The 15883-nt window shown below is 58.7% G+C and carries 12 protein-coding genes; all 12 read left to right on the top strand.

The features are described from left to right. The first annotated feature begins 4 nt into the window (after positions 1–4). The 12 genes from ACEXKH_RS01265 to ACEXKH_RS01320 all read left to right on the top strand — a co-directional run bounded on the left by ACEXKH_RS01265 (position 5) and on the right by ACEXKH_RS01320 (position 15714). Positions 5–733 carry a response regulator transcription factor gene (locus ACEXKH_RS01265; RefSeq protein ID WP_346981732.1) on the top strand — a complete coding sequence of 243 codons (729 nt, stop codon included), beginning with the start codon at positions 5–7 and terminating at the stop codon, positions 731–733. A gap of 3 nt (positions 734–736) precedes the next feature. After that, a complete protein-coding gene (locus ACEXKH_RS01270; RefSeq protein WP_373572781.1) occupies positions 737–2161 on the top strand; it encodes a sensor histidine kinase in 1425 nt (474 codons plus the stop codon). Positions 2162–2337: 176 nt separating this feature from the next. After that, the gene (locus ACEXKH_RS01275) at positions 2338–2994 is read left to right on the top strand and encodes a YveK family protein (RefSeq protein ID WP_373572782.1); all 657 of its coding nucleotides are present in this window, start codon (positions 2338–2340) and stop codon (positions 2992–2994) included. A 3-nt stretch (positions 2995–2997) separates the two neighbouring features. After that, a complete protein-coding gene (locus ACEXKH_RS01280) occupies positions 2998–3753 on the top strand; it encodes a CpsD/CapB family tyrosine-protein kinase (RefSeq protein WP_373572783.1) in 756 nt (251 codons plus the stop codon). A 24-nt stretch (positions 3754–3777) separates the two neighbouring features. Beyond that, on the top strand, positions 3778–4425 hold the full coding sequence (locus ACEXKH_RS01285) for a CpsB/CapC family capsule biosynthesis tyrosine phosphatase (protein WP_373572784.1): 648 nt from the start codon (positions 3778–3780) through the stop codon (positions 4423–4425). Between the two features lie 39 nt (positions 4426–4464). Continuing rightward, positions 4465–4965, top strand: coding sequence for a GNAT family N-acetyltransferase (locus ACEXKH_RS01290; RefSeq protein ID WP_271759179.1), 501 nt, complete (start codon positions 4465–4467; stop codon positions 4963–4965). Between the two features lie 200 nt (positions 4966–5165). Further along, complete coding sequence (gene htpG / locus ACEXKH_RS01295; RefSeq protein WP_373572785.1) at positions 5166–7190, top strand: molecular chaperone HtpG; 2025 nt, start codon at positions 5166–5168, stop codon at positions 7188–7190. 484 nt (positions 7191–7674) lie between these two features. Next, positions 7675–10449: a YhgE/Pip family protein gene (locus ACEXKH_RS01300; RefSeq protein WP_373572786.1), complete on the top strand. Its 2775-nt coding sequence runs from the start codon at positions 7675–7677 to the stop codon at positions 10447–10449. Continuing rightward, entirely contained in the window at positions 10450–12639 is a 2190-nt protein-coding gene (locus tag ACEXKH_RS01305) for a YhgE/Pip family protein (RefSeq protein ID WP_373572787.1), read from the top strand. 339 nt (positions 12640–12978) lie between these two features. Next, positions 12979–13962, top strand: coding sequence for a DMT family transporter (locus ACEXKH_RS01310; protein ID WP_373572788.1), 984 nt, complete (start codon positions 12979–12981; stop codon positions 13960–13962). A 116-nt stretch (positions 13963–14078) separates the two neighbouring features. Further along, positions 14079–15374: a M20 family metallopeptidase gene (locus tag ACEXKH_RS01315; protein ID WP_373572789.1), complete on the top strand. Its 1296-nt coding sequence runs from the start codon at positions 14079–14081 to the stop codon at positions 15372–15374. Positions 15375–15414: 40 nt separating this feature from the next. Continuing rightward, complete coding sequence (locus ACEXKH_RS01320; RefSeq protein ID WP_373572790.1) at positions 15415–15714, top strand: hypothetical protein; 300 nt, start codon at positions 15415–15417, stop codon at positions 15712–15714. Positions 15715–15883 lie beyond the last annotated feature (169 nt).

Genomic DNA, 15883 nt, shown 5'->3' on the forward strand with positions numbered 1-15883 from the left:
CAACATGATCTATTACGTCGAGGACGATGACAACATCAGGGATTTGACGGTCTACGCACTGCGCAAGCAGGGAATCGAGGCCGAGGGCTTTTCGTGCGATGGCGAGTTTAAGGCCGCCGTGGCGCGACGGGTGCCCGATGCTGTGCTGCTCGACATCATGCTGCCCGATACCGACGGCTTGGCGATTATGCGTCGCCTGCGTGCCGATCGCCTGACGGCGACGGTGCCCATTATGATGCTCACCGCCAAGGACACCGAGCTCGACAAGGTCATGGCGCTCGATGGCGGTGCCGACGATTACCTGACCAAGCCGTTCTCGCTTATGGAACTCGCTAGCCGTTGCCGTGCGCTGCTGCGCCGCGGCGGCATGGTCAAGCAGGCGAGCGATGTGCTCAGCGTGGGCGATATCGTACTTTCGCCCAGCCACCGCGAAGTGACTGTTGCCGGTGAATCGCTCAAGCTCACGCTGCGCGAATTCGACCTGCTCGAGTACCTCATGCGCAAACCTGGCGTGGTCTTTACCCGCGAGTCGCTGCTGCAGAGCGTATGGGGCTGGGACTTCGACGGCGGTTCGCGCACCGTCGACGTGCATGTGCAGACGCTCCGCCAAAAGCTCGGCGAGCGTGCGAGCGCCATAGAGACCGTGCGCGGCGTGGGCTATCGTCTGGCCGAGCCTACGGCCGATGACGATGCCGAAGGAGCCGACAGCGCGGCTAGCGCATCGGAGGAGTAGCTCGTGGTCTTAGCCCCCCAGGGAAAACGTACCCTGTCGCATCGCGTGTTCGCGACGATTTTTCTCTGCGCTATGGCGGTTATCGTGGCGTTTACGGTGCTGGGCGCGTTCTTTGTGCAAAATACCCTGGCAGATGCCACGAGCGCCAACCTTTCGCAGGAAACCGAGCTTATTGCCGCTGCCCTCAATGAGCAGCAGGAGCCCATTGCCTTTCTGCGCAGTCTCGATCGCGAGGACTTGCGCATCACGCTGATCAACAAAGACGGGTCGGTTGCCTACGACAACGAGGCATCGCCTTCTATGCTGCCCAATCACGGCGATCGTCCCGAGGTCGCCAAGGCTTTCGAGAGCGGCTCGGGTTCTGCGGAGCGCGCAAGCTCCACGCTCGACGAGATTATGCTGTACCGAGCCGTCCGACTTAATAACGGCCAGGTTGTTCGCTTGGCGCAGGCCCAACCTGGCGTTGCGGCGATTCTGATGTCTCTCGTGGCGCCGATGCTTCTCATTGCGGCGGCAGGTGCGGTGCTCTCTTTTTTCTTGGCGCGTCGTGAGTCCCGTGCCATCATTGAGCCGTTGCAAGAGGTCGATCTGGACCATCCTCGCCGCAGCTACGAGCATGCTTATGCCGAGATGGTTCCCATGCTCGAGCGCATTGAGTCGCAACGCCAGGAGCTCAAGCGCCAGATGGCGGTGCTGGCGGACAACGACCGCATGCGCCGCGAGTTCACGGCCAATATCACCCATGAGCTCAAGACCCCGCTTACGGCAATCTCGGGCTATGCCGAGCTCATTGCGAACGGCATGGTCGAGGGTGAGGACGATTTGCGCACCTTTGGCGGCCGCATCTACCGTGAGGCGGGCCGTTTGGCGGCGCTCGTCAACGATATCCTCACGCTTTCGAACTTGGATGAGGCCGAGCGTGCGAGCGATGGCGAGGCGGTGCCCATTGGCTCCACGGAGCCCATTGAGCTTTCGCGTGCTATCTACGCGGTCGAGCAGCGTCTTGAGCAGGTCGCTCGTCAGGCAAATGTGGCGATAGGCCATGAGGCCAAGCCTGTGGTCGTCGAAGGCGTATCGCGCCTGATCGATGAGCTCATCTATAACCTGGCGAGCAACGCTATTCGCTACAACCGGCCCGGCGGTACGGTGACGTTGCGGTGCGGAACCAACGACGACGGGCACCCGTATCTGTCGGTTGCCGATACGGGTATTGGCATTGCGCCCGAGGAGCAGGGTAAGGTATTCGAGCGTTTCTATCGCGTTGACAAGAGCCGTTCTAAAGCGCGCGGTGGAACGGGTCTGGGCCTGGCCATCGTCAAGCATGCTGCCCTGTATCATCACGCCTCGCTCGATCTGTCGAGCGAGTTGGGGGTGGGGACCACCATCACGGTGACGTTTCCCGCGCAACAGGACGAGCAGTTCGTGTAGCGGTACTGCAAACATGTGAATTTCACGCCGCATCGGGGCTGCCGGTGCGGCGTTAATGTTGCGCAACAATGGTGTCAGCGCTGTATCTTATGTATAGAGTTCGGACTCGGCAAGAAGATGCGATATTATACGAGCAGTTTTGTCGATATGAACTAGGGAAATGAAAGGCAAGCTGCATGACCCTTCTCGAACTGTTCCAGCTGCTTAAAAAGCACCTTAAGCTGGTCATCGTCCTCCCGGTGGTCTGCGCGATCGCCATGGGCGTCGTCTCCTTCACTATGATGGACAACACCTACACCGCCACGACGAGCATGTACATTCTCGCCAAGACCGATGGCAGCCAGACGAGCTACTACAACGACCTGTCGGCGAGCCAGATGCTCTCCAACGATATCGCGACGCTGCTCGATAGCGACAGCGTCAAGAGCGGTGCTGCTAAGGAACTGGGTCTTTCCAACTTGGATGATTACAAGGTGAGCGTTACGAGCGAGACCACGACTCGTGTCATTTCGCTGTCCGTGACCGGTGACAGCCCCGACGGTGCCGCCGCTGTCGCCAACGCCATTGCCAACTCGGTGTCTACCGTGGCTCAGGACGTTGACGCCGCCCAGGCCGTCAACGTGATCGATAAGGCAAAGATCCCCAACCAGCCCAGCGGCCCCAACCGCAAGCTCTACATCGCGGTCGCCGCTCTGGCCGGCCTGTTCGTCGCTGTTGCAATTGTCGTGCTGCTCGACATGCTCAATACTCGCGTCCGCTCCGTTGACGATGCCGTCGAGCTGCTCGGTGTGCCCGTTATCGGTCGTTTCCCCGTTGTGAAGGGCGGTAAGTAATTCATGGCCCGTAAAAAGAAAACCAGCGATACCCTCGCCTTTAGCAACGCAGCCAAGACGCTGCTGGCAAACATTCGCTTTGCGAGTGTCGATACGCCGATCAAGTCCATTACCGTGACGTCCTCCATCCCTAACGAGGGCAAGTCCACCATTGCGGTCAACCTGGCTCAGGCCATTGCGACCAGCGGCAAGAGCGTCCTTCTCGTCGAGTGCGACATGCGTCACCGTGCGCTTGCCAACCTGCTGGGCCTCCGTCATTCCGGTGGCCTGTACGCTGTCCTTTCCGACCAGATGTCGATTGACGAGGCTGTCGTCGAAACCGGTCAGCCCAACTTCTTCTTCCTCGATGCCGAGCCACGCATTCCCAACCCGGCTGACATTATCGCCTCGCGCCGCTTTGCCAAGCTGGTTGCCGCGCTGGAGGAGAAGTACCAGTACGTCATTTTCGATACGCCGCCCGTGGGCACCTTTGTCGATGCCGCCGAGGTCGCCGCGATTACCGACGGCACCATCTACGTTGTCCGTGAGGACTTCGCCAAGCGCAACGAGATCCTTGCCGCCTTCGACCAGCTCAACAAGGCCGAGGTTAACGTAATTGGTACGGTCATGAACTGCTGTGAGACCTCGAGCCATGACTACTATTACTCTTACTATGGCGAGGACAAGGGCCAGAACAACGCTGTTGCCGGAGTTAACCCTGCTGTTGGCGGTGCCGCTGCAACGGGGACCCCTGCGAAGGCGAAGCGTTTTAAGAAATAGCAACGACGCAGATAAGAGGGCGATATGAGAGACATCCACTGCCATATCCTGCCCGGTGTTGACGACGGCGCGGCGAACCTCGAGCAAAGCTTGACGATGCTCGAGGCGGCCCGCGCCGTCGGCGTTACGCACATGGTGTGTACGCCACACTGCCGGGACCCGTATTTTGACTTCGAAAAAATGTGGGAGGCCTATCGACTGCTTTGCGCGCATGCGGGCGATATGCATTTGCAGATGGGCTTTGAGGTCAATCATGCCAAGCTCATGGATTTGGGCATCGAATGGGCCGATCGCCTGCATTTCGATGGCTCAAACGAGTTTTTGCTTGAGCTCTCGACGCGTGCCGATTCGTATGACTTTGAGGAATACGAGAACACGATCTACGACTTGCAGTGTCGCGGTTACCAGGTGATTATTGCCCATCCCGAACGCTATCGTGCGATTCAAAAGGATGTGAGCGTGGCTGAACACCTGGTCGACCTGGGCTGCAAACTGCAGGCTTCGGCGGACTTTATCGCAGGTGGACGATTCGGTCGCGAAAAGAAGCCGGCGCAGCGCCTGTTTAAGCAGGACCTGTACAGCTATATCGCGAGCGATGCCCACAACGTGGGCCACTACGATTGCCTGGCAAAAGCACGCGCGAAGTTTAGCGTGGGAGCTCATTTCCGCTAAAATTTTCCCCCAACGTTCGCATCGAATGAAGGGGCTGCTATGGATATCCAACTTAAGACGGGTTGCTTTGATGACGCGGCGCTGGTGCGCCGCGCCGTTTTTATGGACGAGCAAGGCTACGAGAGCGAATTCGACGCTATCGATGAGGCGCAGACTTGCATCCATGTGACGCTGTACGTGGACGGCGAGCTCACCGGCTGCTCGCGCGTGTTTCCCGAGGAACTGGAGCGCGCGGCAGATGCAGAGGCTCCGGTTTCGCCGGCGTGCGATATGGACGAAGGCATCGCAGCGGGGGAGACCTATATTATGGGTCGCGTCGCCGTGCTGTCCGCCATGCGCCGTCGCGGTCTGGCAAGCAAGATTGTCGAAGCCAGCGAAGCTGCTGCGCGCGATGCCGGCGCCAAGCTCATAAAGTTGCATGCACAGGAGTACGTGCTGCCGCTCTACACCAAGGCCGGCTACACGCAGATTGCACCGGTGGACTACGAAGACGAAGGCCAGCCTCATGCCTGGATGGCCAAGCGCATGGGCGACAGATAGGGACATTCCTTTTCTGCCGGCAGTTGGGGACACTCCTCGGCAATCGACGCACGGGTGTTCCAACATACAGTTTTTCGATTCCGTATGTATATATGCGCGCTAATAGGTTATAAAATCTAAGTCTGAACATAGCAGGTCTGCGATGCGGCTCGGGCAACCGGGCCGTTTTTGCGGGCAGGGGTAGCGCGAAAGGACTGCACATGCGTCAATTTAAGACCGAGAGCAAAAAACTGCTCGACCTCATGATCAACTCCATCTACACCAATAAGGAAATCTTCCTGCGCGAGCTTATCTCCAACGCGAGCGATGCCGTCGACAAGCTCAACTTTAAGAGCCTTCAGGATCCGAGTGTCAAGCTCGACCAGGGTGACCTGGCCATTCGTGTCTCCTTTGATAAAGATGCCCGTACCATCACTATTTCGGATAACGGTATCGGCATGACCGCCGAGGAGCTCGAGCGCAACCTGGGCACCATCGCCCATTCTGGCTCCGAGGAGTTTAAGACCGAGAACGCTGAGCAGCAGGGCTCCGATGTCGACATCATCGGTCAGTTTGGCGTGGGTTTCTACTCCGCCTTTATGGTTGCCAGCCACGTGAAGGTCGTCAGCCGCGCTTATGGCGAGGATACCGCCCACGTTTGGGAGTCCGACGGTCTTGAGGGCTACACCATCGAGGATGGCGAGCGTGCTGAGCACGGTACCGATGTCATCCTGACGCTGCGCGAGAACGAGAAGCTCGACGCCGACGGCGAGGCCGAGACCTACGATCGCTTCCTGACCGAGTGGGGCCTCAAGAGCCTGATTCAGCAGTACAGCAACTATGTGCGCTACCCGATTCAGATGATGGTGAGCAAGAGCCGCCAGAAGCCCAAGCCCGAGGACGCCGGCGACGACTACAAGCCCGAGTACGAGGAATATCAGGAGCTCGAGACCATCAACTCCATGACGCCGATCTGGAAAAAGCGCAGCTCTGACGTTGAGCAGAAGGATTACGACGAGTTCTACAAGTCCACGTTCCACGACTTTGATGATCCCGCGCGCACTATCAGCTTCCATGCCGAGGGCACGCTTGAGTACGATGCACTGCTGTTTGTGCCGGGTCGCGCCCCGTTCGATCTGTACAGCAAGGACTACGAGAAGGGCCTGGCGCTCTACAGCTCCAACGTGCTGATTATGGAGAAGTGCGACGACCTGCTGCCCGACTACTACAACTTTGTGCGCGGTGTTGTGGACTCTGCCGACGTGACGCTCAATATTTCGCGTGAGACGCTGCAGCAGAATCGTCAGCTCAAGGCCATTGCCAAGCGTGTCGAGAAGAAGATCACCGCCGATCTCGAGGACATGCGCGACAACGACCGCGAGGCATACGAGAAGTTCTTTGAGAACTTTGGTCGCGGTCTTAAGTACGGCATCTACTCGAGCTATGGCATGAAGGCCGATGAGCTCGCCGACCTGCTGCTGTTCTGGTCTGCCAAGGAGCAGAAGATGATCACCCTTGCCGAGTATGCCAAGGGCATGCCCGAGGGCCAGAAGGCAATCTACTATGCCGCCGGCGATTCGCGCGAGCGTCTGGCCAAGATGCCCGTCGTGAAGGGCGTGCTCGACCGCGGCTACGATGTACTGCTGCTGACGCAGGACGTGGATGAGTTCACCTTCCAGGCCATGCGTGAGTACGTGGCTGCCGATATGCCCAAGGTCTACGAGGATGACGCTGCTCGCGAGGCTGCCGAGAAGGCAGTTGCCGATGGTGCCGAGCCTGAGGTCGAGGATCGTCATCTGGAGCTTAAGAACGTCGCGACCGGCGATCTTGACTTGGCGACCGATGACGAGAAGAAGGAGGCCGAGGACGCCACCAAGGAGAACGAGGACCTCTTTAACGCCATGAAGGAGGCGCTCGGCGACAAGGTCGAGAAGGTTGCCGTCTCTGCGCGTCTGACTGACGCCCCCGCCTGCATCACCACCGAGGGTCCGCTTTCGCTCGAGATGGAGAAGGTGCTTCAGAAGGGTCCCGAGGGCGCGCCCGACGGTATGCCCAAGAGCCAGCGCGTGCTCGAGCTCAACGCTAAGCATCCTGTCTTCGCCAAGCTCGTCGCTGCCCAGAAGGCGGGCGACGCCGACAAGATTAAGCAGTACTCCGGTCTGCTCTACGACCAGGCCCTGCTGGTCGAGGGTATTCTGCCCGAGGACCCCGTGGCCTTCGCGGCAGCTGTTTGTAACTTGATGTAGTTAGCAAGTTACGCGGTTCTACGAACCGCGTAACGGCTCGACGCTGCAAACGCCCCTAAGCGGCAATCTGACGTTCAATCGTCGGTCGCGTACCAAAGTACGCTTCCCTCCTCTTTCACGTCACCTTGCTCGCTTGGGGGCGTTTTCGCTGACTTATGCTCAACCTACGACGCTTTCGTGGTCCTAAGTAGTCATTGGGGTGGTCGTTGGGGACGTTCTTAAATGACTAGTCGTTGGGGACGTTCTTGTTTGACTAGTCGTTTAAGAACGTCCCCAACGACTAGTTGGATTGCTAGTTTGTGCGGGTTGTGGTTTTGGGAGCTGCGGGAATTTAAGATACTGTACAACTGTACGTTAAATCATCTTCGTAGTATATTGCTACCCGCAAAACTCAGCACCATTGTGCCGCGAGGCACTAAAGCGTCTACGTACAATGGTTGTCGATAGTACGATTCGATTCAACGACAGGATGGATGGTCCAAGCGTGAGTCTCGGCAGCAAACTATCCGATGCAAAGGTTTCCTTTGCAATCTTTAAACGCGACATCAAGCGATTGATCGTGAACCCCGTCGCCCTGGTGGTTACCCTGGGCGTGTGCGTCATTCCCTCGCTGTATGCCTGGTACAACATCGTTGCCAACTGGGATCCGTACGGAAATACCCAGGGCATTAAAATCGCCATTGCCAACAATGATCAGGGCACCCAGAACGACCTGGTGGGCGAGCTTAACGCAGGCAATAAGGTGGTCGACCGGCTCAAGGAGAACGACCAGCTTGGCTGGACCTTCGTCGACTCGGCGGCAGATGCCAAAGAGGGCGTCGAAAGTGGCGAATACTATGCTGCCATCGTGATTCCCAAGAACTTCTCCGACAATCTCGTCTCGATGCTCGACGGCAATTACCATCAGCCGAAGCTCACCTATTACGTCAACGAGAAAAAGAGCGCCATTGCGCCCAAGGTCACCGATACCGGTGCCAACACCATCGAGGAGCAGATCAACTCGGAATTTGTCTCCACGGTGGGCGAGACCGTCGCGGGCATTGCCAAAGATGCTGGCATCGACCTTAAAGACAAGGCAACCCAGACCCAGGATTCGCTGGCGGGCTCGGTGTCCGAGGCGTCTGATACCCTGGGCGAAGTACGTGATTCCATCGGCGACATGAACGCCGCCATCGACAAGACAAGCAGCTCGATTGCTTCGGCCGATGCTGCGTTGGCGGGCCTGCAGGGACAGGCGCCTTCGCTAACGCAGGCAATCGCTCAGGGTAATGATCTGCTGGGCGAAGCTCGCACCACGGCTGGCAAGTCCATCACCTCGCTCTCCAAGGCGCTTTCGGAGGGCAGTATCGTGCTGAGTAAGACATCGGCTTCTGCGAACGCTGCGATTGGCAAACTCGCCGGTACGGTTACGTCCACGACCACTCGAATCGACAACTCGCTCGAATCCCTTCAGGCGACGATTGACCACAACAGCGCTGTCATCGAGCGCCTGCAGATTCTCGCTAACGATACGTCGACGGGATCGGAGGACGCCGACGCGCTCATCGCATCGACCATCAATTCGCTTCGCGAGCAAAACCAGAAGCTGCAGAGCATTAAGGATGGCCTTTCTGCACAGTCGAGCGCCATGGCAAACGACGCTACGGCAATCTCGAACGCGAGCAACGCACTCAACGCGGCAATTCAGATCGGTACGGCTAACCTCGGTCAGGCTCAGACCGATCTGGGGCAGAACGCACTGCCGAAGGCTTCGAGCGCGCTTGACTCCTTTGCCGCCGTTTCGGGCGATTTGACCGGCATTGTGTCGGGTATGACCCCCACGATAGCGAGCGCGCGCGGCACGCTGGCGCAGCTCGACGCCACGCTCAAGCAGGCAAAGACCACGCTGTCCCAAACCGACACCTCCCTTGCCAAGGTTCAGGACAAGCTCGCGACCGCCGCCAATGACATTGCGGCGCTGCAGACCTCTGAGTCTATGGGCGAGTTGGCCGACCTCATGGACGTCGACGTCGATGACGTGGCAGATTTCATGGCATCTCCGGTTGAGCTGACGTCCAAGTCAATCTATCCGGTCAAGAGCTTTGGCTCGGGCATCGCGCCCTTCTACACCAATCTGGCGCTGTGGGTAGGCGGCTATGTGCTCATCGCTATCTACAAGCTCGAGGTCGACCGCGAGGGCATCGGTAGCTTTACGGCGCGTCAGGGCTACTTTGGCCGCTGGTTGCTGATGGTGATCCTGGGTGCGTTCCAGGCCATCATCGTTACGGTGGGCGACCTGGTGATTGGCGTGCAGTGCGTCAACCCGCTGCTGTTCGTGCTGGGCGGCATCGCTATCTCGTTCACCTACGTCAACATCATCTATGCGCTGTCCACCACGTTTAAGCATATCGGCAAGGCTATCGGTGTCATTCTCGTTATCGTGCAGATTCCGGGTTCGTCGGGCATGTATCCCATCGAGATGATGCCCGGCTTCTTCCAGTGGCTGCACCCGCTGCTGCCCTTTACCTACGGCATCAATCTGCTGCGCGAGACCGTCGGTGGCATGTATGCGTTCAACTACCTGTTCAACCTGTGCATCCTGGGCGTGTTCCTTATCGTGGCGCTCTTTATCGGTCTGCAGCTGCGCCCGTTGCTGCTCAACCTCAACCTGCTCTTTGATAAGCAGCTTTCCACGACGGGCCTCATGATCTGCGAGTCCAACGACCTGCCGCGCCAGCGCTATTCGCTGCGCACGGCCATGCGCGTCATGCTCGATTCGGATTCGTACCGTCGCGAGCTGCTCGATCATGCCGTGGCGTTTGAGCATCGCTACCCGTACTACATCAAGGGCGGTTTTGCCGCCGTGGTAGGCGTGCAGGTCCTGCTCTTTGTACTGTCGACGGTGCTCGATATCGACAATAACGGCAAGATCATCCTGCTCGTTATCTGGATCATTTCGGTTATCGCCATCTGTGGCTGGCTCATCAATATCGAATATATCCGCGCGAGCCTCAATACCCAGATGCGTATCTCGGCGCTTTCGGACGAGGACCTTCGCCGCGAGATGCGCGAGCACACGGCCGCCATCCCTGCCGCCCGTCGCATGTTTGGCCTCAACGCCAGCGAGCGTGGTGCCAAGGGCGGCGAACAGCCTACGAGCCGTCTGCCGCATATCGGTGCGCATCGTAAGGCTCAAGATGCCGATGGCGTTGACAACGTAAACGGAAACGACGGGGACACCACCCCGCTCGGCAAGCACTCCAAAGGAGGTGAGGCATAAATGAAAAACATCCTGCACCTGTTTAAGCGCGATGTCCAAAACGTGTCTCGCTCCGTAATCGGCTTGGTTGTCGTGATGGGTCTCATTATCGTACCGTGCCTGTACGCGTGGTTTAATATCGCTGGCAGCTGGGATCCGTACGGCAACACTGGCAATCTTAAGATCGCCGTGGTCAACACCGATGAGGGTTACGAGAGCGATTTGATCCCTGTCGAGGTCAACGTGGGCGAAAACGTGACCGCCACCCTGCGCGGCAACGAGAACTTCGACTGGGTCGTCCTCAACGACCGCGATAAGGCGATTGAGGGCGTTAAGTCGGGCGCATACTATGCGGCCGTTGTTATCCCTAAAAGTTTTAGCGCAGACATGATGACGCTCTTCTCGACCGACGTGAAGCACGCCGATATCGAGTTCTATGAGAACCAGAAGGCCAACGCCATCGCACAGATCGTGACTGAAAAGGGTTCGAGCGCCGTCCAGAGTCAGGTCAACGAGACCTTTACCAAGACCATCACGACCATCGGCCTTAAGACCGTGTCCAGCCTGCTCGACTATATGAGCACCGACCAGGTGAGCAACTTTATCGCCAATCTGTCCTCTACGCTGGGTGATTCGGTCGAGGACCTGCAGGACGTTCAGGCGAGCGCGACGTCGCTCGCGGGCATTTTGAGCTCTACGTCCGATTCGCTGACATCGGCGGGCGGCATGCTCAAGCAGACGGGCACCGTTGATGAGTCGACGAAGCAGCTGATGGAGCACGCCAAGAGCGGCATCAATGATTCCAAGGAAGCGCTCAAGGCCGCCAACGATGCCGTTGACGCGGCGATTGACGGAAGCGCGGGCTCGTTCGACAACGTGTCCGCCGAGCTTGCGAAGGCATTCGATGCCGCGAATCAGCATGTTGACCTTACGGTGTCTCAGCTCAACGAAGCCGCGGCGGCGCTCAATACGCGTGCTGACGATATCGATGCGATGGCCGATCGGCTCCGCAACCTTGCCGACAAGGTGAGTGATGACAAGCTCAAAGACGGCCTCAAGTCCGCTGCGACGTCGCTGGGCAGAATTGCCGCGGAGTACCGCAACAATGCAAAGGACCTGACGGCGACCGCAAAGTCCCTTTCGGACGGCATGGCGGAGGTCAACAACTCGCGTGCCGAGGTCGACCAGGCCATCGCCGATGCTAAGGCGGGTATCTCGGGTGCCAAGTCCGACTACGATTCTACGTTCTCGGTTAAGGCCAAGGAGCTCAAGAAGACCATTTCGGGCGTTCTGGATTCCCTGAACGGTATCTCGGGTGACTTGGATAGCGCCGTGAGCGGTCTGACCGACGCCTCTGGTTCGCTCGCGAAGGGTCTCTCCAAGGCTGCAAGGCTCGTCAACAAGGCTTCCGATCAGCTGGGCGAGGCGTCGGACAAGATCAGTGCCTTTAAGGACGAGCTTGATAGCGCTCTGATCTCGGGTGACCTGGCCATGATTAAGACAATGATTGGCAGCGACCCCGAGGGCCTCGCCGTGTCGCTTTCCGGCCCTGTCGCACTCGACCGCAAGCCGGTCTATCCGATCCGCAACTACGGTTCGGCCATGGCGCCGTTCTACACGATTCTGTCGCTCTGGGTCGGCTCGATCGTACTGGCGGCCATGATGAAGGTCTCGGTTGACGATGAGCTTATCAACGAGCTCATCCCCGTGCGCCTGCACGAGATTTACCTGGGCCGTTATCTGTTCTTTGGCGGTCTGGCCTTGCTGCAGGCAACGCTCGTGTGTGCGGGCGACATCCTGTTCTTTGGCATTCAGTGCGACAACCCACTGCAGTTTGTGCTAGCGGGCTGGGTCGCGAGTCTCGTGTTCTCCAATATCGTCTACACGCTTACGGTTTCGTTTGGCGATATCGGCAAGGCCCTCGCCGTCGTGCTGCTGGTCATGCAGGTCGGCGGTTCGGGCGGCACGTTCCCCATCGAGATGACCGGTCCCGTGTTTCAGGCGATCTACCCGTTCCTGCCGTTTACCCACGGCATCAACGCCATGCACGCCGCCATGGCCGGTGCCTACCATATGGAGTACTGGATTGAGCTGGGTATCTTGGCGAGCTACCTGATTCCGTCGCTGGCCCTGGGCGTCATCTTCCGCCGTCCGGTCATCAAGGCCAACGACTGGATTATCGAAAAGCTGGAGAGTACTAAATTAATCTAGCGCAACAATGTAAACGCTGATACTGCGGCAATGTCAGCGAGCGAGCCGCATTTGCGCCAAGGTGACGTGAAATGAAAGGGCGCTGACCTTCTGGTCGCGCCCTTGAAATTGAACGTCAGATTGGTGTGAATGCGGCTCGCGCAGCGTCGGCCGGTCCGCCGTTCGGTAGAACGGCGGAACAAGACGCTTTAGCGTAGTGAATTGCGTGGGTTGCTTGGTTGTTGCTACAGTAGCGGGGCGTGCCGGGGGTCCGGTGCGTCCTGTTTTTATTTGACCATGAGGCGGCACGCAGCCATACGCGTGCGGACACCACGCCCAGATTGAGTGCGAGGATGTTCCATGGCCCAATACGCTGCCAACGAAATCGAAAACTTGCCCGATAGCCCTGTTGCCCGGGAAGACCTGGGCGCGGGCGGCACCTCCCGCGGCGCCGGCGCTCGCTCGCCGCTGTTCTGGAAAGTCCTGCTGCTTTCGGTGGCAGTCGTCTGGGGCTACTCCTTTACGACCATGAAGGACGCGCTCGACACCATTCCGGTGTTCGCGCTGCTCTATGTACGCTTTCTGCCCGCAGCGTTGGTCATGTTTGCCGTCTTCCACAAGCGCATCATCGCGCACCTCAACGCTCGCAACCTGATCGTTGGCCTGAGTATGGGCGTGCTCATGTGGGCGGCCTATGCGTTGCAGACGGTCGGTCTGGCACATACTACGGCGGGCAAGAATGCTTTTTTGACGGGCACGTATTGCATCCTTGTGCCGTTCGCGAGCTATTTCCTGAGCGGCGAAAAGCTCACGCGCTACAACTTGGGTGCCGCGCTGCTGTGCCTAGCGGGCATTGGCCTCGTCGCACTCGATAGCGTTGAATTCAACATTGGTGACGTCATTACGCTGGCGGGTGCGGCCTTTTTCGCCATCCAGATGGCGGTAACTGCCAAGTACGGTCGCAAAATGGACATCAACGTCATCACGTTTTGGATGTTTGTGGGCAACGGCGTGCTGAGCCTGGCAACGTCGCTGCTATTCGAGACCCAAGCGCCTCTGTCCGTGTGGACGCCGAGCTTTATCAGCGCGATGGCGTTTCTCTCGGTGGGCTGCACATGTGCGGCTCTGCTCATCCAAAACGTTGGCCTGGCGCATGTCCCGGCCTCGACGGGCTCGCTGCTCCTTTCGATGGAGTCGCCTTCGGGTGTGCTGTTCTCGGTGCTGCTGATGGGGGAGGCGCTCACCTCGCGCCTGCTCGCCGGCTTCGCGCTCATCTTCCTGTCGATTATCTTGAGCGAGACTCACTTCGATTTTTTGCGTCGAAAGCCGCGCCCGCAATTGTAAACAACTTGTTGCGCCGCCCTCCCGGGGCGGCATTTTTTATGCCTCGCCCTTAAAGTAGTACCTTGCACTTTATGCTATCAAAGTGCTTGCTGCAAAAACGATACTGGAGGGCATCTATGGCACCAGCTTTGTCCGATCTTCAACCGCAATCAGCGCCCAAGGCCACCGCAGCGGCGCAGACCGCTATCGGTGACGGTCTTGTTGCAGAAGCTCAGGCTTTTGCAGACGAGCTCGCTGCGTGGCGACACGATCTCCACCAGATGCCCGAGCTGGGTAATAGCCTCCCACAGACCTCTGCGTATATCCAAGCGCGCCTGACCGAGATGGACATCCCATTTGCCACGCTCGTTGATGGTTCCTGCGTTGTGGGCCTTGTCGGCGCCGGTGCCGCCACGGCCCAAGGCAATGGCGTCTGCACGGACGAACAGGCCGGTACGGTCATCATGCTCCGTGGCGATATGGATGCCCTGCCCGTTGCCGAGGAATCCGGCGAGCCCTTTGCATCCACCAACGGCTGCATGCACGCTTGCGGTCACGATATGCACGCGACGGCGCTGCTTGGTGCGGCTCGTATGCTCAAAGCGCGCGAGGCAGAGCTTGTTGATGCCAACGCCACGGTTAAGTTGCTGTTCCAGCCGGGCGAGGAAACCTTTGAGGGTGCCCGCGCCGCCATCGCCGACGGTCTGCTGCAGAACCCGCGTCCTCAGGTCGCCTTTGCCATGCATGTCAATAGCCAGTCGCCGCTTGGTTTGGTGCTCTACGGCAGCCCGGCGCTCTCGGGCGTGTACGGTTTTCGCATCACGCTTCAAGGCAAGGGCGGCCATGGCTCGAGCCCCGAGATTTGCATCGACCCCATCACGGCCGGCGTGCATGTGCATCTGGCACTTCAGGAGCTCATCTCCCGCGAGGTGCCGGCGGCCAAGGAGGTCGCGCTTACTGTGGGTAAGTTCGCCGGCGGTCAGGCCGCAAATGTCATTCCCGACACTTGTGTGCTCGAGGGGACGCTGCGTGGCTTCGATGTCGAGCTCATGGGGCACCTCAAGACCCGCATCGCGGAGGTCGTCAAAGGTGTTGCCACGACCTATCGCACGCCGGCGACTATCGAGACGCTCTCGGATGTTCCCCCGCTCGTACTCGATGACGACATGACCCAGGCGTCGCTTGGCTACGTGGGCGCGGTGCTGCCCAAGGCCGCCTTCCTGCCGCTGTTCCACGCCATGGCGAGCGAGGACTTCGCGCTGATCTCGAGCGAGATCCCGAGCGCGTACTTTACCGTGGGCGCTGCCGTGACTGATGCGGACGAGCATTTTGCTCAGCATCATCCCAAGGCACGTTTTAGCGATGCCGAGCTTCCCCTTGGCGCCGCGGCCTATACCGCTGTCGCTTTGGGCTACATCGCCGACCACCGGTAGCGCCCAATCTTGCTACTCGTTTGTTTAAAAAAGGAACAGTATGTCCCAGCAACGTAAGTTCTTCCCCGGCTGGCTCGTGGTGGCCTCCGGCTTTGTGATCATGGCCACGTGCTACACCATTTTCGTTAACTGCATGAGCCTGTTTCAGCCGCTCATCGTCAGCGACCTCGGGATCACGCTTGCGCAGTACAACATCTCCAATGCCATCTCCACCGTGGTGAGCGTTATCGGCTCACTTGTCATTGGCCATGTTGCCGATAAAGTAAGCGGCCGCGTTTTGGGTTCCCCTCACTGTAATCGCCACCTCTGCCGTTCTTGCCGGCATGAGCTTTGTCGGTGAGCTATGGCAGGTCTACGTGCTCTTTTCTGTTCGCTCCGTTCTGTCTGTGGCTGCCCTGGAAGCCGAATGGATGCTCGTACCATCATTCGGTTTCCAAGGCGGCCACGGGCCTACGAAATGATCCGTTTTCCTCCGTCCCCAACAGATCACGTGGTCCGAAGGGGACGGA

Source organism: Collinsella aerofaciens ATCC 25986, from assembly GCF_964259375.1.
In the GTDB taxonomy this organism is placed as follows: Bacteria; Actinomycetota; Coriobacteriia; order Coriobacteriales; family Coriobacteriaceae; genus Collinsella; species Collinsella aerofaciens_BO.